This is a genomic window from Pseudomonas sp. EYE_354 (assembly GCF_023148575.1).
Lineage (GTDB): Bacteria > Pseudomonadota > Gammaproteobacteria > Pseudomonadales > Pseudomonadaceae > Aquipseudomonas.
Map to the genome: position 1 here is coordinate 226800 of NZ_JAHXNQ010000001.1, position 26079 is coordinate 252878.

The window sequence follows — 26079 nt, forward strand, 5'->3', positions numbered from 1 at the left end:
TCAAGATTGAATAGGGTGTTGCCCTTGGCGCAATCAACGGCCTCGGCACCCGCACGCGGCAGGGTGGACATCCTCACTTCCATACCGGGAACTCAACTTCTCGTAAGGGGTGAAAACTGCTCGGCAAGGGTTTTGTGAGCCCCTCACTTGTTGTTCTTTCCCGATATGTTCGCCCGTTAGCACCCACCACTTGATAGTCATACACCGGCAGTGGATTACCCCATTCGTCCACAATGAGGTACTGACCGAAACCAGGTTTATCAGGGGAGGTAATCCACTCCGGTAATAGTTGTGGGCGACGGTCCGGGCATCTGTAGTATTGCCAAACCGATAAACATTCGCGGGCGCGTCCTGTGCGCAGGCTTTGTAGCTTCCAGAAGTCTGGCTTAGTTTGGCCATCGGCTACGACACTTCCATCGGGATAACTAAACTTAATGAAATTCCCAGCTTTCTTCACCTTCACCCCTTCTGAACTAACCAGTACTGAGGCGTGAAAAACAGGCTCGAAATATACCTCTCTTGCCTGTAATGCTTGATAGTTAATATAGATACCGCCCTCGCTCGCTAAATTTATAGTCTTACTGTGCTTCCCTATAAATTTTTCATGTATCCAAGGGTAGTAGTCCTTTTTAATCGTCAAATCTCCGTCAACTTTTATATCAATACCGCCCCTTGGCGGGTTGTTGTAGTCAAATATCACGACCACACCTCCCCCGGCGCCATAAGTCACGTTCTCGCCAAAACGCGTCGGATCAGCATACTCCACACCAAAAGTCACATTCGCCAGATGCCAGCGGCATGCGCCCCCGCCATCCTTTGGCAGTTCCACTTGGTAGAGATCGCTTTCTCCTTGCCGCTCCAGTTCCTTGTAAACCGAATGGTGCCCATCCCGTTCGATGCGTTGGCCGCTGGCGCCACGGCTGACGCTCTTACAGATGGCCGAGCGATACATCACCCACATGGTTTCGGTTTTGAGTTCCTTGGGCAGTTTCACGGTGACGGTTATTTTTTCGCTGTTGGCGGGCGGCGCCAGGCTGTAATCCTGACCGCAGCCGCTGAGGCTGAAGAACATCACGCACACAACAGTGAATTGTCTGAGAAGCCTGGTTCCAACCTTGCGCGTCCTAATCGGCTTAACCATAGGTTTTCTCGTAATAGGCATTTGGGTTGGCAATGGCGTTGAAGCGCTGCAGCGCCTCGGCGCCGCCCTCCAATTGCTGGGTGATATGCAGGGCTTGGCCCAGCAGGCCTTGCAAGTGGAGAAACACGCGACTGCGGGTCAGTTCGTCCTCGTGAATGCTCTCGTAGTAATCCTCTATCTGTTGTTCGAACTGGCGCCTTTCTATTTGTCGTTGCAGTAACGGATCGCGCTCGGCGTCAATCGATTCCAGTAATTGGTTGTGGATATAGGGTTGGTACTGCGACATGTAGTGATCACCAAGACGCGGCATTCGCCACGTCTTGGGGAGGCTGTAGCGCGGGAAGAGTCGGGACCTGATTTCAGCTGTCAGTGAGGTATTAAGGCGCTGCGTTGCCTGCTCGGCCTGCTGGTCACTGCCCTCGCACAGGCTCGGGACCAAATACAACTTAGCTTTTACCGGCAGTTCGTAGGCGATCGTGCTGCTATAAAGCGAGCCATCTGGTTTGCGGTAAGCGGGGTAGGGCGTGAAATTGTGGTGCAGGTGTTGTTCGGCCCGGAAAAACAGGGCGATTTCACCGTGATGGCTGTAGGGGGCTGCATGTTTGAACACGGCGCTGGAAACCGCTTGACGTAACGACCAACTAAACCCGGCCAGCAGGCCAACAGGGCCGTAGATGTCATACAGGTAATTGTCCAGCGCGGCCTCGGGGGGCACGCGAGGGATAGCGTCCATGTCATTGACATGGCGAAAGTGCCATAAGTCGCCCAAAAATTGCACGGCGTGGAGGGTGAACGTGCGTGGCATGCCGTAGGTGTAGAGCAGAGGGTTATAGTCTTTCAGCGAGGCTGCGTGGATGAGACCGAGAGCGCCGCCGAGGCTATGACCGCAGATGAACAGCTTTTTACTCTCAATATCTTCAAAAATCGTCTCGCTCATATCTTTGGTATAAACCCGTCTCGCCACCTCAAAAGCATCACGAAAGCCAAGATGCACACTGCCCACGGCAGTAAGGCCGGGGCAAGGAACCTTAGGCTCGCAAACCGCAGTAATCTCCGGCTTTACAGGGCGAAAGGTCGCGTCGGTAATTAAATCCGCGAGCCCTTCCATTTCAGTACCACGCCACGCCACCAACACCTGCGAGGCACTGATGGCGTAAAACAGCTGGGTGTAACCTTCCGGGGGGGCTGCCTTGGCAGTGTCCAGGGGTTCAGCCGTCACATAGCGATCCCTAAAGGGCACATCCGTCACCACACAGGGCCATACCTGGCCCTTGTCCCAAACCCGAGGTGTGCGCGATAGATCCAGGCATTGCTGCTCGAAAAACTGCTTGACGGAACCCAGCTCGCGTTCATCCAGCTTGCTATACGCCAGAATGCTCATCAGCCCCAGGTTGTAGGCATTGACCAGGCTGTAGTCGGGCTGGTGATGCAGCACCAGGGACCAGGCGCGAAAGGGGCAGACTTCAAGCACATGACGACGGTCCAGGTCATCATGTCCGACGGTGAAGCCGCTATAGCCCGGATCCGGAAAATGAAAGGCTGGAGGCCGCTTGGGATCTGGCACAGTTGGGGTAAGGGTCGGCAACTTGTCACTTAATTGCCCGATACGCAGATAGTGGTAGCCATTCCCGGCAGCGAGCGCCTGCTTCTCGATGGGCGAGAAACCCGAGTGTTGCGGACCATACATCGGTGTGTGGTCGCCGAAATATGGCCGGGGCGGCTCGGCACGCTCAGCACGCAAGCGACGTGTTTGCAGTTGCTCGGCCAATGGATCTGCCTCCATCCACAATGTGATAGGCAGTGGATGCAAACCGTCGATACGTATGACGCCTTGCGCATCGCTACGGCCGACGAATTCGGGCATCAACCCCTCGCGAGTTGCCTCGTTCACCGCCCGATAAGGCAGGTTCGTCAGGGGCTCGCCCTGCTCGTCCAGCAACTGGAATTCAATCCAGTACTTTTTCTGTTTGGCGTAGACGATGACAACCTTTCTCGAATTCAGGGTGTCCGTGCGGTGTATGGGATCGCTGTGCATGGCAGTCCTTAGCAGTGGATATGGTGAAAACCCAAAGCGTAAAGAGTTGCTATCCGTGGCGAATGTCAGAAGGTTCGCCTTTCCGTGAAGGTTGGTTCCTGATGTTATTTGCTCAATTGGCGAAACGGTGGATGGCGCAAAGCCAGCATTTACCGCCCTCTGCAAATCATTCCTTTGGCTGATTTGGCTGAAACACAAGCGCTCTACAGTGCAGGACGTTCAGCCAAGACCGTGCAGTCATAAAAGGGATTCATATGTTGCAGACCCGTGTTATTCCTCCCGCCGAAGGTGCGTACCAGTACCCGTTGTTGATCAAGCGCCTGTTGATGTCCGGCGCTCGCTACGAAAAGACCCGGGAAATCGTCTACCGCGACAAATTGCGCTACACCTACCCGACGCTGATCGAACGGGTCGCGCGCCTGGCCAATGTGCTGAGCGAAGCCGGGGTCAAGGCCGGTGACACCGTGGCGGTGATGGACTGGGACAGCCATCGCTACCTGGAATGCATGTTTGCGATTCCGATGATTGGCGCGGTTATCCATACCATCAACGTGCGCCTGTCGCCGGAACAGATCCTCTACACCATGAACCATGCCGAGGACCGCTTTGTGCTGGTCAACAGCGAGTTCGTGGGGCTTTATCAAGCGATTGCGGGGCAGCTCACCACCGTCGACAAGACCCTGTTGCTTACCGACGGCGAAGCCAAGGCCGCCGACCTGCCAAACCTGGTGGGCGAGTACGAAAACCTGCTGGCCGCTGCCAGCCCCCGGTACGACTTCCAGGACTTCGACGAACATTCCGTCGCCACCACCTTCTACACCACCGGCACCACCGGCAACCCCAAAGGGGTGTACTTCACCCATCGTCAATTGGTGCTGCACACCATCGGTGTGGCGACCATTATGGGCAGCGTCGACAGCGTGCGCCTGCTGGGCACCAACGACGTGTACATGCCGATCACGCCGATGTTTCACGTACATGCCTGGGGCCTGCCGTATGTGGCGACCATGCTCGGCCTGAAACAGGTTTACCCAGGTCGCTACGACCCGGAATACCTGGTGGAGCTGTGGCGCAAAGAGAAGGTCACGTTCTCCCACTGCGTGCCGACCATCCTGCAAATGGTGCTCAATGCCAAGGCGGCCCAGGGCGTGGATTTCGGTGGCTGGAAAATCGTCATCGGCGGCAGCGCGCTCAACCGCTCGCTGTATGAAGCGTCCAAGGCCCGTGGCATTCAGTTGACCGCTGCGTACGGCATGTCCGAGACCGGGCCGTTGGTGTCCTGTGCCCACCTCAACGAAGAGCTGCTGGCGGGCAGCGAAGATGAGCGCATCACCTACCGCATCAAGGCCGGCGTGCCGGGGCCGTTGGTGGAAGCGGCGATCATCGACAGCGAGGGCAACTTCCTGCCCGCCGACGGTGAGTCCCAGGGTGAGCTGGTGCTGCGTGCGCCGTGGTTGACCGAGGGTTATTACAACGAGCCGCAAAAGGGCGCCGAGCTGTGGGCCGGCGGCTGGATGCACACTGGTGACGTGGCCACCCTGGATGCCTTCGGCGTGATCGATATTCGCGACCGCATCAAGGACGTGATCAAGACCGGTGGCGAATGGATCTCCTCCCTGGCCCTCGAAGATCTGGTCAGCCGTCACCCGGCGGTACGCGAAGTAGCGGTGGTGGGCATTGCCGACCCGCAGTGGGGTGAGCGCCCGTTTGCGCTGTTGGTGGTGCATGATGGCCATGTGATAGGGGCCCGCGAGCTCAAGGAGCACCTCAAGCCTTTTGTCGAATTGGGCCATTTGAGCAAGTGGGCGATCCCGAGTCAGATCGCCGTTGTTACGGAAATTCCCAAGACCAGCGTCGGCAAGCTCGACAAGAAACGTATCCGTATCGACATCATTGAATGGCAGGCCAACAACAGCACCTTCCTGTCCACCCTTTGACGCCCTTCGCCGTGCCCGCTCGGGCGCGGCAATGCTCTATCTTGCGCCTTCACTTGTGATTTACGGATTTTCAGCCATCCTCTCCGCGTCGGCCTTCGCCGACATGGCGAAAGGACTGTGGCAGACGGGTCGGTGATGCAAATCACACTTTAGAGGGATCAAGCAGTACCCCCTGCTGGCTATAGTCTCACCACGAGTTTTTCAAGGATGCGTCGCTTCGGGCCATGGAGGTTCAGTTGCCGGACGGCATTGGAATCGTTGTATTCCGGCCGTTACAAGCATCACAGAAAGAACTCACTGCCATAACAATAATGCACATGGAGTAGCGTCGATGACCTCAGTAAACCAGTTCTGGCGCCGGGCAAAACTGCCCCTGGCCGTCAGTCTCGCCTCTACGCTCGCCGGGCCCGCATTCGGCGTCAGTTTCAATGTCGGTGAAATCGAAGGGAGTTTTGACTCGTCGCTTTCTGTGGGGGCGAGCTGGAGTACGGCCAAGCCTAATCAGGATCTGATCGGTGCCAATAACGGTGGCAACGGCCTTTCCCAAACTTCCGATGACGGCCATCTGAACTTCAAGCGCGGGGAAACCTTCTCGAAGATCTTCAAGGGTATCCACGACCTGGAACTGAAGTACGGCGACACCGGTGTGTTTGTGCGTGGCAAGTACTGGTATGACTTCGAACTCAAGGATGAAAGCCGCGAGTTCAAGGACATCAGCGACAGCAACCGCAAAGAGGGCGCCAAGTCCTCCGGCGGGCAAATTCTCGATGCGTTTATCTACCACAACTACTCCATTGCCGATCAGCCAGGCAACGTGCGGTTCGGTAAACAAGTGGTGAGCTGGGGTGAAAGTACTTTCATCGGTGGCGGTATCAACTCCATCAACCCGATCGACGTGTCCGCGTTCCGTCGTCCGGGGGCTGAAATCAAGGAAGGTTTGATTCCGGTCAACATGTTCTATGTGTCGCAAACGCTGACCGATAACTTGTCGGCGGAAGCGTTCTATCAGTTGGAATGGGACCAGACGGTTACCGATAACTGCGGCACGTTCTTTTCGCAGCCGGATATCGTCTCCGATGGCTGTAAAGACAACCTGAGGGTGCTGAATAAACGCTCGGCAGTCCCGGCGGCATTCTTGCCTGCACTGACATCCCGGGGCGTTGACATCAACAATGAGGGTGTACTGGTAAAACGCGGTCCTGATCGTGATGCACGTGACAGTGGTCAGTGGGGCGCCGCGATGCATTACAACTTCGAGCCGCTCGACACCGAGTTCGGCGCGTACTTCATGAATTATCACAGCCGAGCGCCGATTTTCAGTGCTCAAGGCGCTTCTCGGGCGGCGTTTGCCAGTGCTGCGCAGGTGGGACAATTAGCGCCGCTGGTAGTCGCGGGTAACTCCAACTACTTCATTGAGTACCCGGAAGATATTCGTCTGTATGGCTTGAGCTTTTCCACCACCTTGCCTACAGGGACCGCATGGAGCGGTGAGTTGAGCTATCGTCCGAACGCGCCTGTGCAGTTGAACTCCACCGACATTCTGTTTGCTGGCGTGAAGCCGCTTGGTGGCCCGGTGCTGGGCAATGCCTCGTTGCTCAATGGGGCGCCAGGCCAGGACTTGCACGGTTATCGTCGTAAAGAAATCAGCCAATTCCAGACCACGTTTACGCATTTCTTCGATCAGGTCATGGGCGCTAGCCGCTTGACGCTGGTGGGTGAGGTGGGCGTTACCCACGTAGGTGGTTTGGAAAGCAAGTCGGACGTGCGCTACGGCCGTGACCCTGTCTTTGGTCCAGGTACGCTTCCGAACAATGCCTGTAACGCGTTGAACACCTCCACCGCACAAGGGGCCGGACTGGCCAACGCCAACGGCCTGAGCACCAACTGCAACAATGATGGCTTCACCACCGCCACTTCCTGGGGCTATCGCGGCCGGGCTATCTGGGAGTACCCGGACGTCTTCGCGGGTGTGAACCTCAAGCCAAACGTGGCCTGGTCTCACGACGTCAAGGGTTATGCTCCTGGCCCTGGTGCCAACTTCGAAGAGGGCCGTAAAGCCGTCAGCCTGGGTCTGGATGCTGAATACCAGAACACCTACACCGCCAGCCTGGCTTACACCAACTTCTTCGGTGGTGACTTCACTACAGTGAATGACCGAGACTTCGTCGCCCTGAGCTTCGGCGCCAACTTCTAAGCACACTTTATTTTCAGGAAGAACAAGAACATGAAAATAACCAAAAGTCTCTTGCACGTGGGTGTGCTTGGGCTGTCGATCCTGGCGAGTAACGTCATGGCGGCAGTGTCGGCGGATGAAGCCGCCAAGCTGGGTACGTCCCTGACCCCAATGGGCGCGGAAATGGCCGGTAACGCGGCCGGCACCATTCCGAAATGGTCGCCGCTGCCGACCAACGCCGGCGCGGTGGATGCCAAAGGTTTCCTCGCCAACCCTTACGCCAGTGAACAGCCGCAATTCACCATCACCGCGCAGAACGTCGAGCAGTACAAAGACAAGCTGGCACCGGGGCAGTACGCGATGTTCAAGCGCTACCCCGAAACCTTCAAGATGCCGGTCTACCCGACCCATCGCGGCGCCACGGTGCCGGCCGATGTATTCGCCTCCATCAAGAAGAACGCCACCACCACCAACCTGGTGTCCGGCGGCAACGGCCTGGAGAACTTTGAAACCGCGGTGCCGTTCCCCATCCCGAAAAGCGGCGTGGAAGTGATCTGGAACCACATCACCCGTTATCGCGGGGGCAGCGTGACCCGTCTGGTGACCCAGGCTACGCCGCAAACCAACGGTTCCTACAGCCTGGTGTACTTCCGTGACCAGTTTGTGTTCCGCGACAAGATGAAGGACTTCGACCCGAAAAACCCAGGCAACGTGCTGTTCTACTTCAAGCAGCAAGTGACCGCGCCAGCACGTCTGGCCGGTGGTGTGCTGTTGGTGCACGAAACTCTGGACCAGGTGAAGGAGCCGCGTTCGGCGTGGGTCTACAACGCCGGCCAGCGCCGTGTGCGCCGGGCGCCGCAAGTGTCCTACGACGGGCCGGGGACCGCCGCCGACGGCCTGCGTACGTCCGACAACCTCGACATGTACAACGGTGCACCGGATCGCTACGACTGGAAGCTGGAAGGCAAGAAAGAAATCTACATCGCCGCCAACAGCTACAAGATCGATGATCCAAAGCTCAAGTACGCCGACATCATCAAGGCCGGTCACATCAACCAGGACCTGACGCGCTACGAGCTGCGCCGCGTCTGGCACGTGGTCGCCACCTTGAAGGAAGGCCAGCGTCACATTTATGCCAAGCGTGACTTCTTCATCGACGAAGACACCTGGCAAGCCGCGGTGATCGATCACTACGACGGTCGTGGCCAACTGTGGCGCGTTGCCGAAGCCCATGCCGAGAACTACTACGACAAGCAAGTGCCGTGGTACGCCCTGGAAACCCTCTACGACCTGCAGTCCGGCCGCTACCTGGCCCTGGGCATGAAGAACGAAGAGAAACAGGCCTATGACTTTGGCTTCACCGCCTCCACCAGCGACTTCACGCCGGCTGCTCTGCGTCAGGATGGTGTCCGCTAAGCTGCACTGATCGAGGCCGCATCCTCGGTAAAGACGCCCCGACTGGTTCGGGGCTTTTTTATGTATGAGATTTTTTGTCTCAGTTCTTTTTCAGGCAAATGTTGCAAAGATCTACAAACCCGCCGTTTTTACCGCTAGTCTGCGGACATCTGCAGTGCCGACAACAGCCTTCTACAAGAGCCCGGCGATGACTGATCTGTCCCGAATCCAAGGGCCTGCCAGTGCGCTAATCCCGCCACTGGAAGCTCGCTTCTACAGGCCTCCATTGCCTGACGGCTACGTGCTGCGACCGCGGCTGTGCGAACGGCTGGGCGCGGGGCTGGAAGGACGACTGTTGCTGGTCAGTGCACCGGCGGGGTTCGGCAAAAGTTCGCTGGCGGTGGAGTTCTGCCAGAGCCTGCCGGCCCACTGGCAAAGCCTGTGGCTGGGCCTGAGCCCGCGAGACAGCGACCCCGGCCGTTTTCTTGAGCGGCTGCTCGAAGGTTTGCAGCAGTACTTCCCGCAACTCGGCGGCCAGTCCCTGGGCCTGCTGAAAATGCGCCAGCGTCATCAACCCTTCGCCTTTGAAGAATGGCTCGACGGTTTGCTCGATGAGTTGACGGTTCATCTGTCCATCCGCGCGCCGCTGTTGCTGGTGCTGGATGACTACCACCTGGCCCAGGGCCCGGTGCTTGACCGTTGCCTGCAATTTTTTCTCAACCATTTGCCCGACGGTCTGTTGGTGCTGGTGACCAGTCGCCAGCGCCCGGATTGGCATCTGGCGCGTTTGCGCCTGTCGCGGCATTTGCTCGAGTTGCACGAACACGACCTGCGCCTGACCCACGCCGAGTCCCTGGCGGTGCTGGACCGCCACAGCAGTTCCCTGAAGGGCGAAGCCCTCGACAACCTGATCCGCCGCAGCGAAGGCTGGGTGGCGGGCCTGCGCTTCTGGTTGCTGGCGGCGTCCGAAGCCGGTAACGAAGGCGCTCTGCCGCAGAACCTGCACGGTGGGGAAGGGCTGATTCGCGACTACCTGCTCGAAGAAGTGATCGACTGCCTGCCCCCCGAAGTGCAGGCCTTCCTGTTCGACACCGCGCCTCAGGAGCGTTTTTGCAGCGAACTGTGCGACGCCGTGCGTGATGCTCACGACAGCGCCGAAATCCTGCGTTACCTGCAAGCCCATCAAGTGTTTCTGGTGCCCCTTGACGAGCAGGGCCATTGGTATCGCTATCACCACCTGTTTTCCGACCTGCTGCGCAGCCGGCGTGCCAGCAGCAACGTGTTACCGGCGGCCAGCCTGCACCTGCGCGCATGCCGTTGGTTCAATGCCCAGGGCCTGATCGATGAGGCGGTGGAGCAGGCGTTGCGTGCCGGTCACCACGATGTGGCGGCCAACCTGGTGCAGAACCTGTCCGAAGAACAACTGTTGGCCGAGCAAAACGTCGGCATGCTGCTGCGCTGGAAAATGGACCTGCCCGACAGCCTGCTGATCAGCACGCCGCGCCTGATCGTGCTGTACAGCTGGGCGTTGGGGTTGGCGTGTCAGTTGGATGCGGCAGAAGAATTGGCCGGCTACCTCAGCCGCTTCCTGCCGGCGCCGTCGGCCACGGCACAAAAATCGATGCTGGCGCAGTGGCTGGCGCTTAGCGGGATTATTGCTCGGGGCCGCGGTGATCGTGAGTTGACCCAGCGCTATTGCGGCGAAGCACTGGAGAGCTTGCCGCAGCGGCGTTATGGTCAGCGGCTGGTATGCCTGTCGACCCTGTCCAATCTGGCCATCGCCGATGGCGATCTGTGGCGCGCCCGTGGCTTGAACCGCGAATCCCTGGAATTGGCGCAGCGCGTCGGCAACCCGCTGTTCGAAGCCTTGGCCCATTACGACCGCGCGCGGGTGCTACAGGCGCGTGGCGAGATCCTGCGTGCCCTCGACGAGGTGCGCCAGGGCCTGCAACGTTTGCAGGGCCTGGCGCCGCAGCGTCTGTATGCGGTGCGTGCGCGGCTGTTGCTTTACGAGGGGTATTTGCTGTTGGTGCGCAACCAGTCCGATGTCGGCATCGTAAATCTGCGCGCCGGGTTGGCCGAAGCGCGGGCCTGCCGAGATATCAGCGTGTTGATCGGCCACTGCGTGATCGCCAGCTTCGAAGGGCGACGCGGTGAATTCTCCAAAGCTTTCGCCGAGCTGGCGGAGGCCGAGCGTTTGATGCATATCTGGGATGTGCCGCCGATCTACTACCTGGCGATGATCACCTTGATCAAATGCGAGTTGTGGCTGGCCCAGGGCCGCACGGACCTGGCCGATGCCTGGCTGACGCGCTTGGGCCAGACCTACAACGGCGACCATGCCGCCGCCGCGCCAGAGTTTCACCCGCACTTGCCGCTTCATATCGGCTTGCAGCAGGCCGCGCTTGATGCCGTGCGCCATCAACCCGATGCGGCACTGCAAAGGCTAAAAGTGCTGGCGCAGCAGGCCCAAACCACTGGGCGTCAGATGATCGCCCTGATGGCGCTGACCCAGCAGGCGCAATTGCTGCTCGACGGCGGCCAGGAGGTCAAGGCACGTCCGATCTTTGCCCAGGCCCTGGAGGCCGGCGCCGGAGGGGCGTTGCAACCCTTCCAGCGTTTGCTGGAAAGCTACCCGGACTGGACGCGCGAGCAATTGGGCAAAGAGCCCCATGGCCTGCCGAATCAGAGCCTGTTGGCGTTACTGCCGGCGGTCGCGGTGGTTGAGACGTCGTCTAACCAGGAGACACTGAGCGTGCGCGAACTGGCGGTCCTGCAACTGATCGCCCAAGGCTGCTCGAACCAGGAAATCAGCAACCGGTTGTTTATCTCCCTGCACACGGTCAAGACTCACGCCAGCCATATCAACAGCAAACTCGGAGTGGAGCGGCGCACCCAGGCGGTGGCGCGGGCGCAGGAGTTGAGGCTGATTGGCTAGCGCTTGAGGTGTGGTTGCGAGCGCGCCCGTTCTGTTTTAATGGCGCCTTTACACCCGCGTCATTCCATCTGCACCCGAGGACCGCCCATGCAACCCGCAGCACCCACCCTCATCCGCGAGACCTTCCCGGTCGGCCCCCTGCAATGCAACTGCACCATCATCGGCGACCCCATCACCAAGAAAGCCATCGTGGTTGACCCGGGCGGCAATCACGAGCTGATCCTGGCGCGCCTCGACGCCCTGGGCTTGAAGGTGGTGAGCATCATCCATACCCACGCTCACCTTGATCACTTCCTTGCGTCAGGCCAGTTGAAAGAAAAAACCGGTGCGACCTTGCACCTGCACAAGGACGATCAGTTTCTTTGGGACAACCTTGAAATGCAGTGCCAGATGTTTCGCGTGCCGTATACCCCGGTACCATCGCCGGACCGCTGGCTTGAAGATGACGAAGCGCTGGCCTGCGGCTGTGGCGTCGCATTGCACACACCCGGCCATACGCCTGGCTCGATGAGCTTCTGGTTTGCCGATGCCAAGCTGCTGATCGCCGGCGACACCCTGTTTCGACGTGGCGTGGGACGCACGGATTTGTGGGGCGGGGACCAGGCCACTATCGTGCGATCTATCAAGCAGCGCCTGTATACCCTGGATGAGGGCGCGACCGTGGTGACAGGACACGGTCCGGATACGTGCCTGGGCGATGAAATGCGCGAGAACCCTTTCGTACGCGCGTGAGGGGGATAGTTGGTAACGCGCTGTCGCAAAACTCAGGCAGCGTTCAGCCTGCGTCTGCTACGGTTTCTGTAGCAACGCAAGCCCCGCATGTTTTGTTACAGCTTGGGGCGCCCCTGCGGAATTTTTGCAGGTTGTCGCGTTCCAAACTCGGCACAGGTCCATTGCCAATGTCCTTTGCACCTCAGAATGCAAAAGTAGGAGCTCCCTTAATGTTCACTCCGCGTCGTCTGCTTGTTGTCGCCACCGCCGTAGCCCTGTTGTCCGGCTGCGCTTCACCTAATCCTTATGACGGCAGCAGCCAGGGGCAGGCGAATAATGAATCCAGCGGTATGAGCAAGACCGCCAAGTACGGCGGCCTCGGCGCCCTGGCCGGTGCATTGGCCGGTGCGGCCATCGACCATAACAACCGTGGCAAGGGGGCGCTGATCGGCGCTGTTGTTGCCGGTGCCGGTGCTGCCGGCTACGGTTACTACGCGGACCAGCAAGAGAAAAAGCTGCGCGAAAGCATGGCCAACACCGGGGTTGAAGTGCAGCGCCAGGGCGATCAGATCAAGCTGATCATGCCGGGTAACATCACCTTCGCCACCAACTCGGACGCGATCTCCAGCAGCTTCTATCAGCCGTTGAACAACCTGGCCAACTCGCTCAAGCAATTCAACCAGAACACCATCCAGATCGTTGGCTACACCGACAGCACCGGCAGCCGGCAGTTGAACATGGACCTGTCTCAGCGTCGTGCGCAGAGCGTGGCCAACTACCTGACCTCCCAGGGCGTCAACGGTGCCAACCTGAGTGCGCGCGGCGCCGGCCCGGATAATCCCATCGCCAGCAACGCCGACGTCAACGGCCGCGCCCAGAACCGTCGCGTCGAGGTCAACCTCGGCCCCATCCCTGGTCAGCAATATGGCCAACCGGCGGGTCAGCAGCAGGCGCCTCAGCAAAACAACCAGTTCCAGGGCAACCCGTACCAGCAGTACCAATAAATCCCGCCCACTAAAAAGGGCGCCGTGCAAGTCATGCACGGCGCCCTTTTTTGTGGCTGTCGCTTACATCAGTCGATGTATTCGAACACCTTCACGATCTTTTGTACGCCGGACACGCCCTGCACCAAGTTGGCGGCGCGGGTGGCTTCTGCCTGGGTCAGCAAGCCCATCAGGTAGACGATACCGTTGTCGGTGACGACTTTGATGCGCGAGCCGGGAATGGCGTTGTCAGTCAGCATCTGCGCCTTGATCTTGGTGGTGAGCAGGGCGTCATTGCTGATGGCCAGCAGGGTGATCGGCTCCATCACCTGCAGTTCGTTGTGCACCTTCTTGACTCGCTGCACCGAGGCGGCGGCTTGTTCAGCCTGGGCCTTGAGGTCGGCGCGCGGCGTTTGACCGGCCAGCAGCACCACACCGTTGAAGCTGGTCACGACGATGCGTGAGGCGCCATTGCCCAAGTCCGTGGCGGCCTTGGCGATGTTGACCTCAACCTTGGTTTCGATCAGCGAGTCGTCGATCTTGCTGCCGAAGGTGCGGGTGCCCTTGTCATCCTGAATAGGGGTGTCACGTGTCGCGGTGATCGCCGTGCTGCAGCCGCTGATGCCGAGGCACAACGTAATGGCCAAGAGGCCGAGGCGGTTAACGGTCATTCTTCACTCCCAAACAGTTGGCTGTCGATCAGATCGCACAGGCAGTGGATCGCCAGCAGGTGGACTTCCTGAATACGTGCAGTGACGTTGGCCGGAACGCGAATCTCCACATCTTCGGGCAACAGCAGCGAAGCCATGCCGCCACCATCGCGTCCGGTCAATGCTACGACAATCATTTCTCGATCATGTGCGGCCTGGATCGCTTGAATAATATTCGCCGAGTTGCCGCTGGTTGAAATCGCCAGCAGCACATCGCCCGGTTGGCCCAGGGCGCGGATCTGCTTGGAGAAGATTTCGTTATAGCTGTAGTCGTTGGCGATCGAGGTGATCGTCGACGAGTCGGTGGTCAAGGCGATCGCCGGCAGGCTCGGACGCTCACGTTCGAAGCGGTTGAGCAGCTCGGACGAAAAATGCTGGGCATCGCCGGCCGAACCGCCGTTGCCGCACGAAAGCATTTTGCCTTCATTGAGCAAGGCATTGACCATCACCTGACTGGCTTGCTCGATGTGCGGTGCAAGTACGTCCATCGCCTGTTGCTTGGTGTCGATGCTGGCCTGGAAAAGCTGGCGAATTCGGGATTGCATGTCCATCTGTGTGACCTTAAGTAGCGCGGCTGTTCGGCACAGGAATGTGCAGCCCGCAAAGCAAAGAGCAAAAGTGTGGGGTGAAGATGCCTGGCGAATCAGCTGTCGAAGGCATTTTGCAGCCAGTTCAGATCGGCTTTGCCTGACGGTGTGCTTTCTATGGCGACCACGTCGAAACGGCAGGGGAAGTCGGCCCAGCGATGCTCTTTTTGCAGGAAAAACTGCGCGGCGAGTATCAACTTTTGACGCTTGCGCTCATCAATACTGGCGAGCGCGCCACCCCATTGTGCGTGTTTTCTGTAGCGGACTTCGACGAATACTACTGTATCGCCGTCAAGCATGACCAGATCAAGCTCGCCGCGTTTACACAACCAGTTCTGCGCCAGAAGGCGCAGACCCTGTTGTTGCAGGTGGTTCAGTGCTTGCAGTTCGGCATCCTTGCCGCTCTGCGCGCTGGACCGCTCGGGCATCAGCGCGGCGTGTCCGGCAGGCGTTGGATCTCGCCACCGACGAATTTCGCCCATGGCATCTGACGATCAACGCGCTGGTTACCACTGACGCCCAAGTTGCCCGAAAGGCCGTCTATCCGCGTATCCGGCAATGCCTTGAGTTGACCCAGGCGCGGTGCCAGGCGGTAGGCGTCGACACCCATCGCATACAGGCGACCGAGGCTGCCATTGGCCTGAGGCCATTGGGCCGCAACCTGGTTACGCAGCGGGTCGGTGGTGTTGAGCAGCCAAGGGGTTTCACAGAACATCACGTTGGTCATGTCCAGGTACTGGTTCTTGTCGCCGCTGGCACTGAACACGTGGGAGGTCGCGTACACCGGTACGTCACCGGCGTATTGGAAGTTCAGGGTCGGCTTGATCTGTTGAGCCAGTTGCGGAGTAACGGCCAGGAAGATGAATTCGATGTCCTGACGACGCGACGGTTGCGCGGCTACGTCAGTGCCCACGGTGTTTTGCAGGCTCTTGGCGCGACCTTCGCTTTTACGCAGTTGGAACAGGTCGGCAATCTGCTGGGCCAGGGCGACCGGCTGATCGACATACTCGACGCCGACCACGGTACCGCCATTGGCTTCCCAATCCTGGCGGAAGGCCTTGTAGACACGCTCGCCCCATTCGCCACGCGGCACCATCGCGGCTGCGCGGTGCAGGCCATCGGCACGGGCACGGCGCGAGACTTCGCGGGCTTCGTCTTCTGCTGCCAGGCCGAACTGGAACAGTTGCGCGGGGCTTTGATCAGTCTCGCTGTAGTTCAGCGCCAGGGTGGTGATAGGCAACTGAGGGCGCGCACTGAGTTGTTTGACCAGCGGCTTCTCCAGCGGGCCGACCACCAACTGCACGCCGGCGGCCTGGGCCTTGGCGTAGAAGTCGTCGATGGAGGTCAAGCGCGAGCTGTCGTAGAACTCGATGACCGGCGGCTTCTGTCCAGCTTGTTCAGCCTGGTAGTGAGCCGCCATGAAACCTTCGCGCAACGCTTTGCCGACAGCGGCCAGCGGGCCTTCTTGTGGCAGCAGCAGGGCGATTTTGGTCAGGGGCTGGCTGGCCAGTTCCTTGAGTTTGATCAGCGGTGTCGGCAGTTGCAGCGCAGCCGGATGGGCCGGGTTCTGCGCGCGCCAGGTGTCGATCGCCGCCTGTTGCTGTTCCAGGGTGCCGGCGCCTTTGACTGCCTGAGCCAGGGTGATCCAGCCGTCCAGGACCGGGCTGCCGGTGGCCTGTAGCTGTTCAGCAGGCAGCGCGGCAATCAAAGCCCAGATGGCGTCGTGGTTGCTTTTGGCCGCATCGCCGGTGAGCAAGGGCGCCATGGCGACACGCTCGCGGGCAGCGGCCAGGGTCTGGCCATCGGCTTCATAAGCGCGGGCATGTACGCTGCCGGTGCGCAGTTGCTGTTCCGGCGGCAACTCCTTGAGGCTTTGCAGGCTCGGGTGGTTCAACGCCGTCAACGCTGCCTTGGGCTGGTTGCGTGCCATGGCGAGTTCGGCGGCCAGGGTGCTGGCAAACACTTGCGCCGCGGGCTTGAGGGCGTCCAGGGGCACCTGCGCAAGAATTTGCGACGAGCGGCCAGGGTTATTCTGTTTGTAGGCCATGTCAGCCGCACTCAGGCGCAGTAATGCGGCCTTTTCCGGCGTTTTGGCGGTAGTGGCCTGTTCGAGCAGTTGCTCGATACTGGCGTCCGGGGTCCGTGGAAGGTCGCCAAGGCTGGACGAGGGCGAGCTGGCGCAAGCGGCCAGTAAGGCAGCGAGGCAGAGGGCGGAGAGCAGCCGCAGGCAAGCGATCATGTAAGTGTTCCTGATACCGATCAAATTAGCGTGGAATTGTACCCAAGCACTGGCCCAGGCGCGATGTTACTGGCGTAAAACCGTCGATTTAGGTCGTGCAATTGTTGCTTTTATTTCTCAGCGGTCGATAAGGCATCGGCCGTGATGGCATATTTTCAAGGCGCCTACGCGCTACAATGTGGCTTTTGCCAACCATCGAGGTGTGCGTTTTGACTGCTCCAGGTCCTTTGAATTCCACTGCAGGCTCGCTTTTTGTCGTGGCGACGCCCATTGGCAACCTGGACGACATCAGTGCCCGCGCGCTGAAGGTGTTGCGTGACGTCAAGTTGATCGCTGCCGAAGATACCCGGCACTCCCAGCGATTGATGCAGCATTTTGGTATCAGTACGCCACTCGCCGCCTGTCACGAGCACAATGAACGCGAAGAAGGCAGTCGTTTTATCCTGCGCCTGCTGGCTGGTGACGATGTGGCGTTGATTTCCGATGCGGGCACGCCGCTGATCTCCGATCCCGGCTATCACTTGGTTCGCCAGGCGCGGGCTGCAGGCATCAATGTAGTGCCTGTTCCGGGGGCGTGCGCGTTGATTGCTGCGCTGTCTGCGGCAGGGCTGCCGTCTGATCGGTTTATTTTCGAAGGTTTTCTGCCGGCGAAGGCGGTTGGGCGTCGCGCGCGTCTTCAAGCCGTGAAGGAAGAACCGCGCACATTGATTTTTTACGAGGCGCCACACCGCATCCTGGAATGTCTGCAGGACATGGAGCTGGTGTTCGGTGGCGAGCGTCTGGCGTTGTTGGCGCGTGAGTTGACCAAAACCTTTGAGACCCTCAAGGGGCTGCCGCTGCAAGAACTGCGCGCGTTTGTCGAGGGCGACAGTAATCAGCAGCGCGGTGAGTGCGTGGTGCTGGTAGCAGGCTGGACGGCGCCGGAAGCTGAAGACGCGGTCGGCAGCGAAGCCATGCGTGTCCTGGACCTGCTGCTCAAAGAGATGCCCCTCAAGCGTGCGGCGGCCCTCGCGGCGGAAATTACCGGCGTGCGCAAGAATGTGTTGTATCAGGTGGCGCTGGATAAACAGAACGCCGAATAGTTCCGGGGTTATAGCGGTATTGCGTCTAAGCGTGATGGCAATGCTGCACTTTTAATACTTGTCCTGAGGCCGCCGTGCCGTTAACCTGCGCGGCGGAGAGTCGATTGGACAGTCGCTGCCCTCTATGAAAATTAGGGGGGGGAGGAAAGTCCGGGCTCCATAGGGCGAAGTGCCAGGTAATGCCTGGGAGGCGTGAGCCTACGGAAAGTGCCACAGAAAATAACCGCCTAAGCACTTCGGTGCCGGTAAGGGTGAAAAGGTGCGGTAAGAGCGCACCGCACGTCTGGCAACAGTTCGTGGCTAGGTAAACCCCACTTGGAGCAAGACCAAATAGGGTCCCAAGGCGTGGCCCGCGCTGGGACCGGGTAGGTTGCTAAAGATGTCCAGTGATGGCCATCGTAGACGAATGACTGTTCAAGACAGAACCCGGCTTACAGATCGACTCTCCACCTTTTTCCTTCTGCTCGAGCCTCGGGCAGAAACCTGGTAGTAACGCAAGAATCCCTCCCTGCCAAATCATTGGCAGATGCATCTTCGTAATACCAAAAAAATCTTACTCTTAATAAATCACTTTAACTTTGAGTCGTAGCGCTTTGAGCTGCTTGCGCTTGCTGGGTCAAAAACATCGCGGAACTCTGGTTTCTCCTCCCTTTACGCTCCTAAATCTCCGTTCTGTAAGGCTTTTCCTTGAATCCGTGCCTTGACGGTGTGGTGGGCGCATTCCTATAGTGTGCGCAAGTGGCGGAAAGTGGCACAAAGTGGGTTTTTTGAACGTAAAACGCTAAAAATTGGAGAAACGCATCTGTGTTTCGCGGAGCTAACGCTATCAGTCTCGATGCAAAAGGCCGTCTCGCCATGCCGAGCCGGTATCGTGACGAGCTCATTTCGCGAAGTTCCGGACAGTTAATCATCACGATTGACGCCGTTGACCCTTGTTTATGTGTTTACCCCCTCGATGAGTGGGAGTTGATTGAAACCAAGTTGCGTGCCCTGCCTTCATTGCGTGAAGAAAACCGCCGTCTGCAGCGTTTGCTGATTGGTAATGCCGTCGACCTCGAGCTCGATGGCAGCGGTCGTTTCCTGGTGCCGCCGCGTTTGCGCGAATACGCCAAGCTCGATAAGCGCGCGATGCTGGTCGGTCAACTGAACAAGTTCCAATTGTGGGACGAAGATGCCTGGGATGCTGTTTCTGCAGCAGACCTGGCTGCTATTCAACAACCGGGCGCTATGCCTGATGAACTGCGTGATTTGATCCTGTGACTATTGATAGCGGCTTTAACCACATCACCGTACTGCTTGACGAAGCCGTTGAGGCTCTCGCCGTACGCGCGGATGGCTGCTATTTGGATGGCACGTTCGGCAGGGGCGGGCATAGCCGCTTGATCCTCAGCCGGCTCGGGCCCGACGGCAAGCTCCTCGGGTTCGACAAGGACCCCCAAGCGATTGCCACCGGGCAAGCGCTAGCGGCCGAAGACGGCCGCTTTGTCGTTGTGCAGCGCAGCTTTGCCGAGCTGGGCGCCGAAGTGGCCGAGCGCGGCATGGCGGGCAAGGTGGCCGGGGTTTTGCTCGACTTGGGCGTGTCCTCGCCACAGCTCGATGACCCTGAGCGTGGCTTCAGTTTCATGAACGACGGCCCGCTCGATATGCGCATGGACCCCACTCGTGGTGTCAGTGCTGCACAGTTCATCGCCACCGCGCCGGTGGAAGAAATCGCTCGCGTTTTCAAGGAATACGGCGAAGAACGCTTCGCCGGCCGTATGGCCCGCGCGGTGGTCGAGCGTCGCGAGATCCAGCCGTTCGAGCGCACCGCCGACCTGGCCGAGGTGCTCAAGGTCGCCAACCCTGCATGGGAAAAGGGTAAGAACCCGGCAACCCGTGCGTTCCAGGGGCTGCGTATCCACGTCAACAACGAATTGGGCGACCTGGAGGCTGGCCTTGAGGCGGCCCTTGAGGCGCTGGAAGTGGGCGGTCGCCTGGTGGTGATCAGCTTCCACTCCCTGGAAGACCGCATCGTCAAACTGTTCATGCGCCGCCTGGTCAAGGGCGAATCCGATAACCTGCCGCGCAACCTGCCGGTACGTTTCGAAGCGTTTGTGCCGAAAATCAAAATCCATGGCAAAGCGCAGTTCGCTTCCGAAACTGAACTGAAGGCCAACCCACGCTCCCGTAGCGCCGTCATGCGCGTCGCGGAGAAGTTGCGGTGAGCAAGCTTTTCGCCAAACCCCTGCCGGGCGGCAGCTTCTTTATGATGCTGCTGTACGTCGGCGTATTGGTCTCCGCAATCGCGGTGTCCTACAGCGCCCACTACAACCGCCAGTTACTCAACACCCTGTACGGGGAGCTGAGCGTGCGCGACAAGGCGCAGGCGGAGTGGGGTCGTTTGATCCTTGAGCAAAGCACCTGGACGGCCCATAGCCGTATCGAAGTGCTGGCCACAGAACAGCTGAAAATGCACATCCCGGGCGCGGCCGAAGTTCGCATGGTGGCGCCATGATGAAACTTGAGGGTGCACTCTACCCATGGCGTTTCCGTCTGATGCTCGGCTTGCTGGCATTGATGGTGGGTGCGATCGCCTGGCGGATCGTCGACCTGCAAGTGGTCAACCGCGACTTCCTGATCGGCCAGGGCGACGCCCGCAGCCTGCGTCATATCCCCATTCCTGCGCACCGCGGCCTGATCACCGACCGTAACGGTGAGCCACTGGCCGTCAGTACGCCGGTCACCACCCTGTGGGCCAACGCCAAGGAACTGCAAGCGGCCAAGGATCGCTGGCCGGCCCTTGCCGCCGCCCTTGGGCAAGACCCGAAGGCCTTGGCCGAGCGCCTGCAAGCCCAGGCCAATAAAGAATTCATCTACCTGGTTCGCGGCCTGACCCCGGAACAGGGCCAGCAAGTGCTCGATCTTAAAGTCCCCGGTGTCTATGGCATTGAGGAATTCCGTCGTTTCTACCCGGCCGGTGAAACCACCGCCCACATGGTCGGCTTTACCGACATTGACGACCACGGTCGCGAAGGTGTGGAACTGGCCTACGACGAATGGCTGGCCGGGGTGCCCGGCAAGCGACAAGTCATCAAGGATCGGCGTGGCAGACTGATCAAGGATGTCCAAGTCACCAAAAACGCCAAGGCCGGTAAGCCCTTGGCGTTGTCGATTGACCTGCGCCTGCAATACCTGGCCAACCGCGAGCTGCGCAACGCGATCATCGAGAATGGCGCCAAGGCCGGAAGCCTGGTGATCATGGACGTGAAGACCGGCGAGATCCTGGCCATGGTCAACCAGCCGACCTACAACCCGAACAACCGCCGTAACCTGCAGCCGGCGATGATGCGTAACCGCGCAATGATCGACGTGTTCGAGCCGGGTTCGACCATGAAAGCCATCTCCATGAGTGCTGCCCTGGAAACCGGGCGCTGGAAACCCAGCGACAAGGTCGAGGTGTATCCGGGCACCTTGCAGTTGGGTAAATACACCATTCGTGACGTATCGCGCACCGAAGGTCCGGTGCTGGATCTGACAGGTATCCTGATCAACTCCAGTAACGTTGGCATGAGTAAGGTTGCCTTCGATATCGGCGGCGAAACCATCTACCACCTGGCGCAAAAAATCGGCCTTGGCCAACCCACCGGCCTCGACTTCCCGGGCGAGCGCGTCGGCAACCTGCCGAACTACCGCGACTGGAAAAAAGCCGAAACCGCCACGCTTTCCTACGGCTACGGCCTGTCCGTGACCGCGATCCAGTTGGCCCATGCGTTCTCGGTGCTGGCCAACAATGGCCGCATGGTTCCCTTGAGCCTCATCCACGTCGACGAAGCGCCGAAAGCCACCCAGGTGATTCCGGAAAACGTCGCCAAGACCATGCAAGGCATGCTGCAACAAGTGATCGAAGCACCACGGGGTGTGTTCCGTGCCCAGGTGCCGGCGTACCACGTTGCAGGCAAGTCCGGTACCGCCCGTAAGACATCGGTGGGTACCAAGGGCTATGCCGAAAACTCCTACCGTTCGCTGTTCGCCGGCTTCGGACCGATGAGCGATCCACGCTATGCCATCGTCGTTGTCATCGATGAGCCGAGCAAAGCCGGTTACTTCGGTGGCCTGGTCTCGGCGCCGGTGTTCAGCAAAGTGATGTCCGGCACCCTGCGCTTGATGAACGTCACGCCGGACAACCTGCCGCCGACCGAACAAGCGAACGCCGGACCACCGGTTGCTGCAGTCAAAGCCAACGGAGGGCGCGGCTGATGTCTCTTAGTTTGAACAAGATTTTTGCTCACGCCGGCCGCGATCTGCTGATTCGCGAGTTGACCCTGGACAGCCGTAATGTGCGCCCCGGCGACCTATTCCTGGCCGTGCCGGGCGGCAAAGTCGATGGCCGTGCGCATATTGCCGATGCGTTGCAGCGCGGTGCGGCCGCGGTAGCCTATGAGGCCGAAGGCGCCACGGTGCTGCCGATTACCGACGTGCCATTGATTCCGGTCAAGGGCCTGACTAAGCAATTGTCGGACATCGCCGGGCGTTTTTATGGCGAACCGAGCCGCCACCTCAACCTGGTGGGCGTGACCGGTACCAACGGCAAAACCAGCGTGACCCAACTGGTCGCCCAGGCTCTTGACCTGTTGGGCCAGCATTGCGGCATCGTCGGCACCCTGGGCACCGGCTTTTATGGCGCGTTGCAAAGCGGCCTGCACACCACGCCGAACCCGATTGCCGTGCAGGCGACTCTGGCCGACCTGAAAAAGGCCGGTGCCAAGGCCGTTGCCATGGAAGTGTCCTCCCACGGCCTGGACCAGGGCCGTGTCACGGCGCTGGCGTTTGACGTGGCCGTGATGACCAACCTGTCGCGCGATCATCTGGATTACCACGGCACCATGGAAGCCTACGCCGCCGCCAAGGCCAAGCTGTTTGCCTGGAATGACCTGAAGTGCCGGGTGGTGAACCTGGATGACGAATTCGGCTGCCAACTGGCTGCCCAAGACAGCGAAGCCCGGCTGATCAGTTATAGCCTGCTGGATTCCAGCGCGTACCTGTATTGCCGCCAAGCCCAATTCAATGACGAAGGCGTACGTGCCACGTTGGTCACGCCCCAGGGCGAACACCACCTGCGCAGTACCCTGCTCGGTCGTTTCAACCTGAGCAACGTTCTCGCCGCCATCGGCGCGCTGCTCGGTCTGGATTACGCCCTCGACGAAATCCTCAAGGTCCTGCCGAAGCTGGAAGGGCCCGCCGGTCGCATGCAGCGCCTGGGGGGCGGCACGCAGCCGTTGGTAGTGGTCGATTACGCCCACACCCCGGACGCCCTGGAAAAAGTCCTCGAAGCCCTGCGTCCTCATGCCAAGGGCAAGCTGCTGTGCCTGTTCGGTTGCGGCGGTGATCGTGACCGCGGCAAGCGCCCGTTGATGGCCGAGATCGTCGAGCGCCTGGCCGATGGCGTGCTCGTCACCGATGACAACCCGCGCAGTGAAGACCCGCGCCAGATTTTCGACGACATCCGCGCCGGCTTTAAAGACGTGTCCAAGGCCACGTTTGTTGCCGGTCGCGGTGCCGCCATCGCCCAATTGATCGCCGGCGCCAGCGCTGACGATGTGGTGGTGCTGGCCGGCAAAGGGCATGAGGACTACCAGGAAATCAACGGCGAGCGCCATGCCTTCTCCGACCTGATCGAGGCCGATCGGGCCCTGACCGCCTGGGAGGTTGCCCATGCTTAAGGCGATGACGTTCAGCGAACTGGCCCCGTCCCTGTCGGCCCGCATCCTGTCGAGCGATTGCAGCTTTGGCGGCGTGAGTATCGACAGCCGTGCGATCAAACCCGGGCAGCTGTTTGTTGCCCTGACGGGGCCGCGTTTCGACGGTCACGATTACCTCAACGAGGTTGCCGCCAAAGGTGCCGTCGGCGCGTTGGTCGAGCGTGAAGTGGCGGACTGTGCGTTGCCGCAACTGCTGGTCACCGATACCCGTCTGGCCCTCGGTCAACTGGGCGCGTTGAACCGTGCCGCGTTCGACAAGCCCGTTGCCGCCGTCACCGGTTCCAGCGGCAAGACCACGGTCAAGGAGCTGCTCGCCGGGGTACTGCGTACACGCGGCCCGGTGCTCGCGACCCGTGGCAACCTGAACAATGATTTCGGCGCTCCGCTGACCCTGCTCGAACTGGCCCCGGAACACACGGCGGCGGTGATCGAGCTTGGGGCTTCGCGCATCGGCGAAATCGCCTACACCGTGGCGTTGACCAAGCCCCACGTTGCGATCATCAACAACGCGGGTACCGCCCATGTCGGCGAGTTCGGTGGCCCGGACAAGATCGTCGAAGCCAAGGGTGAAATCCTTGAAGGCCTCGCAGCGTCGGGCACGGCGGTATTGAATCTGGATGACAAGGCCTTCGAAACCTGGCGTGTACGCGCCGCCGGGCGCAAGGTCCTGACGTTTGCCGTGCTGAACGCTGCGGCCGATTTCCATGCGTCCGACATCAGCGTCGATGCCCGTGGTTGCCCGTCCTTCACCTTGCACACCCCGCAGGGCAGTGAGCAGGTGCAACTGAACCTGTTGGGTCACCATAACGTGGCGAACGCCTTGGCCGCTGCCGCTGCCGCTTACGCCCTTGGCGTGTCGCTGTTCGGCATCGCGACAGGGCTGGGTGCGGTCCAGCCTGTCAAAGGGCGCACCGTGGCGCAATTGGCCACCAACGGCATGCGCGTGATCGACGACACCTATAACGCCAACCCGTCCTCCATCAACGCCGCGGTCGACCTGCTCAAAGGGTTTGACGGGCGCAAGGTGCTGGTCCTGGGCGATATCGGCGAGTTAGGCGACTGGGCTGAACAAGGCCACCGCGAAGTCGGCGCGTATGCCGCCGGTAAAGTCGACGCCCTCTACGCGGTTGGCACGAACATGGCGCATGCCGTCAACGCCTTCGGCCCCGGTGCGCAGCATTTCGCCACCCAGGCCGAGCTGATTCAGGCGCTGACGGTCGCCGAACACGACACACACACAACCATTTTGATCAAGGGATCGCGCAGCGCGGTGATGGAAAACGTCGTCGCAGCCTTGTGTGGCTCAAGTACGGAGAAACATTAATGCTGCTGCTGCTGGCTGAGTATCTGCAACAGTTCCACAAAGGCTTCGCGGTCTTTCAGTACCTGACCCTGCGCGGGATCCTGGGTGTGCTGACCGCGCTGTCTTTGTCGCTGTTTTTAGGGCCGTGGATGATCCGCACCCTGCAGAACCTGCAAATTGGTCAATCGGTGCGCAATGACGGCCCGCAGTCGCACCTGTCCAAGTCCGGTACGCCGACCATGGGCGGCGCGCTGATCCTGTCGTCCATCGGCATCAGCACCTTGCTGTGGGCCGACCTGCATAACCGCTACGTGTGGGTGGTGTTGCTGGTGACCTTGCTGTTCGGCGCCATCGGTTGGGTGGATGACTACCGCAAAGTGATCGAGAAGAACTCCAAGGGCCTGCCGAGCCGCTGGAAGTACTTCTGGCAGTCGGTGTTCGGCCTTGCCGCCGCGATCTTCCTGTACACCACCGCGCCAAGCGCCGTGGAAACCACGTTGATCATCCCGATGCTCAAGGACGCCAGCATCCCCCTGGGGATTGGCTTCGTGGTGTTGACCTACTTCGTGATCGTCGGCTCCAGCAACGCGGTGAACCTGACCGACGGCCTCGACGGCCTGGCGATCATGCCGACGGTGATGGTGGGCGGTGCGCTCGGTATCTTCTGCTACCTGTCGGGTAACGTGAAATTCGCCGAATACCTGCTGATCCCTTACGTGCCGGGCGCGGGCGAGCTGATTGTGTTCTGCGGTGCGCTGATTGGTGCGGGCCTGGGCTTTTTGTGGTTCAACACCTACCCGGCGCAAGTCTTTATGGGTGACGTCGGCGCTCTGGCGCTGGGCGCGGCCCTGGGCACCATCGCGGTGATCGTTCGTCAGGAAATCGTGTTGTTCATCATGGGCGGCGTGTTCGTGATGGAAACCCTGTCGGTGGTCATCCAGGTGGCATCCTTCAAGTTGACCGGGCGCCGCGTGTTCCGCATGGCGCCGATTCACCACCACTTTGAACTCAAGGGCTGGCCTGAGCCACGCGTGATTGTCCGTTTCTGGATTATCACCGTGATTCTGGTACTGGTCGGCCTTGCCACCCTGAAACTGAGGTAGAAAC

Annotated in this window: 20 protein-coding genes and 1 other RNA gene; 15 read left to right on the forward strand and 6 right to left on the reverse strand. The window is 59.8% G+C overall.

The window, feature by feature from the left end; genetic code table 11:
- Nucleotides 1–73: 73 nt before the first annotated feature.
- A complete protein-coding gene (locus tag KZX66_RS01145) occupies nucleotides 74–1072 on the reverse strand; it encodes a hypothetical protein (RefSeq protein ID WP_248075344.1) in 999 nt (332 codons plus the stop codon).
- A 61-nt stretch (nucleotides 1073–1133) separates the two neighbouring features.
- On the reverse strand, nucleotides 1134–3176 hold the full coding sequence (locus tag KZX66_RS01150; RefSeq protein ID WP_248075346.1) for a lipase family protein: 2043 nt from the start codon (nucleotides 3174–3176) through the stop codon (nucleotides 1134–1136).
- A 254-nt stretch (nucleotides 3177–3430) separates the two neighbouring features.
- Between KZX66_RS01150 and KZX66_RS01155 the strand changes: the two genes are divergently transcribed.
- The 6 genes from KZX66_RS01155 to KZX66_RS01180 all read left to right on the forward strand — a co-directional run bounded on the left by KZX66_RS01155 (nucleotide 3431) and on the right by KZX66_RS01180 (nucleotide 13334).
- Complete coding sequence (locus tag KZX66_RS01155; RefSeq protein ID WP_248075348.1) at nucleotides 3431–5113, forward strand: fatty acid--CoA ligase; 1683 nt, start codon at nucleotides 3431–3433, stop codon at nucleotides 5111–5113.
- A 331-nt stretch (nucleotides 5114–5444) separates the two neighbouring features.
- On the forward strand, nucleotides 5445–7307 hold the full coding sequence (locus KZX66_RS01160) for a DUF1302 domain-containing protein (protein ID WP_248075350.1): 1863 nt from the start codon (nucleotides 5445–5447) through the stop codon (nucleotides 7305–7307).
- Between the two features lie 30 nt (nucleotides 7308–7337).
- Nucleotides 7338–8702 (forward strand): DUF1329 domain-containing protein, encoded by a 1365-nt coding sequence (locus KZX66_RS01165; RefSeq protein WP_248075352.1) that lies wholly within the window; start codon nucleotides 7338–7340, stop codon nucleotides 8700–8702.
- Nucleotides 8703–8889: 187 nt separating this feature from the next.
- Entirely contained in the window at nucleotides 8890–11619 is a 2730-nt protein-coding gene (locus KZX66_RS01170) for a LuxR C-terminal-related transcriptional regulator (RefSeq protein ID WP_248075354.1), read from the forward strand.
- An 87-nt stretch (nucleotides 11620–11706) separates the two neighbouring features.
- Nucleotides 11707–12351, forward strand: coding sequence for an MBL fold metallo-hydrolase (locus KZX66_RS01175; RefSeq protein ID WP_248075356.1), 645 nt, complete (start codon nucleotides 11707–11709; stop codon nucleotides 12349–12351).
- A gap of 209 nt (nucleotides 12352–12560) precedes the next feature.
- Nucleotides 12561–13334, forward strand: coding sequence for an OmpA family protein (locus KZX66_RS01180; RefSeq protein ID WP_248075358.1), 774 nt, complete (start codon nucleotides 12561–12563; stop codon nucleotides 13332–13334).
- Between the two features lie 68 nt (nucleotides 13335–13402).
- Here KZX66_RS01180 and KZX66_RS01185 read toward each other — a convergent pair whose 3' ends face one another.
- From KZX66_RS01185 to KZX66_RS01200, 4 genes are all read right to left on the reverse strand, one after another.
- A complete protein-coding gene (locus KZX66_RS01185) occupies nucleotides 13403–13984 on the reverse strand; it encodes a BON domain-containing protein (RefSeq protein WP_248075360.1) in 582 nt (193 codons plus the stop codon).
- Complete coding sequence (locus tag KZX66_RS01190; RefSeq protein ID WP_007904374.1) at nucleotides 13981–14574, reverse strand: phosphoheptose isomerase; 594 nt, start codon at nucleotides 14572–14574, stop codon at nucleotides 13981–13983. Before KZX66_RS01190 ends, KZX66_RS01185 begins: the two co-directional genes overlap by 4 nt.
- A 92-nt stretch (nucleotides 14575–14666) precedes the next feature.
- On the reverse strand, nucleotides 14667–15038 hold the full coding sequence (locus KZX66_RS01195) for a YraN family protein (protein WP_248075991.1): 372 nt from the start codon (nucleotides 15036–15038) through the stop codon (nucleotides 14667–14669).
- Nucleotides 15038–16849 (reverse strand): penicillin-binding protein activator, encoded by a 1812-nt coding sequence (locus KZX66_RS01200; protein ID WP_248075362.1) that lies wholly within the window; start codon nucleotides 16847–16849, stop codon nucleotides 15038–15040. Before KZX66_RS01200 ends, KZX66_RS01195 begins: the two co-directional genes overlap by 1 nt.
- Before the next feature lie 176 nt (nucleotides 16850–17025).
- On the opposite strand from KZX66_RS01200, the gene rsmI reads away from it, so the two are divergent.
- The 9 genes from rsmI (at nucleotide 17026) to mraY (ending at nucleotide 26075) form a co-directional block, all read left to right on the forward strand.
- On the forward strand, nucleotides 17026–17931 hold the full coding sequence (rsmI, locus tag KZX66_RS01205; RefSeq protein WP_248075364.1) for a 16S rRNA (cytidine(1402)-2'-O)-methyltransferase: 906 nt from the start codon (nucleotides 17026–17028) through the stop codon (nucleotides 17929–17931).
- Between the two features lie 96 nt (nucleotides 17932–18027).
- An RNA gene (gene rnpB / locus KZX66_RS01210) (RNase P RNA component class A) lies at nucleotides 18028–18381 on the forward strand.
- Between the two features lie 354 nt (nucleotides 18382–18735).
- Nucleotides 18736–19191 (forward strand): division/cell wall cluster transcriptional repressor MraZ, encoded by a 456-nt coding sequence (gene mraZ, locus KZX66_RS01215; protein WP_003171868.1) that lies wholly within the window; start codon nucleotides 18736–18738, stop codon nucleotides 19189–19191.
- Between the two features lie 2 nt (nucleotides 19192–19193).
- A complete protein-coding gene (rsmH, locus tag KZX66_RS01220; protein ID WP_248075993.1) occupies nucleotides 19194–20135 on the forward strand; it encodes a 16S rRNA (cytosine(1402)-N(4))-methyltransferase RsmH in 942 nt (313 codons plus the stop codon).
- A complete protein-coding gene (gene ftsL / locus KZX66_RS01225) occupies nucleotides 20132–20425 on the forward strand; it encodes a cell division protein FtsL (RefSeq protein ID WP_017738702.1) in 294 nt (97 codons plus the stop codon). The genes rsmH and ftsL overlap by 4 nt, the downstream gene beginning before the upstream one ends.
- A complete protein-coding gene (locus KZX66_RS01230) occupies nucleotides 20425–22167 on the forward strand; it encodes a penicillin-binding protein 2 (protein ID WP_248076005.1) in 1743 nt (580 codons plus the stop codon). The genes ftsL and KZX66_RS01230 overlap by 1 nt, the downstream gene beginning before the upstream one ends.
- Nucleotides 22167–23630: a UDP-N-acetylmuramoyl-L-alanyl-D-glutamate--2,6-diaminopimelate ligase gene (gene murE, locus KZX66_RS01235; protein WP_248075366.1), complete on the forward strand. Its 1464-nt coding sequence runs from the start codon at nucleotides 22167–22169 to the stop codon at nucleotides 23628–23630. Before KZX66_RS01230 ends, murE begins: the two co-directional genes overlap by 1 nt.
- Entirely contained in the window at nucleotides 23623–24993 is a 1371-nt protein-coding gene (gene murF, locus KZX66_RS01240; RefSeq protein ID WP_248075370.1) for a UDP-N-acetylmuramoyl-tripeptide--D-alanyl-D-alanine ligase, read from the forward strand. The genes murE and murF overlap by 8 nt, the downstream gene beginning before the upstream one ends.
- A complete protein-coding gene (gene mraY, locus KZX66_RS01245; protein WP_003171875.1) occupies nucleotides 24993–26075 on the forward strand; it encodes a phospho-N-acetylmuramoyl-pentapeptide-transferase in 1083 nt (360 codons plus the stop codon). The genes murF and mraY overlap by 1 nt, the downstream gene beginning before the upstream one ends.
- The last annotated feature ends 4 nt before the right edge of the window (nucleotides 26076–26079 follow it).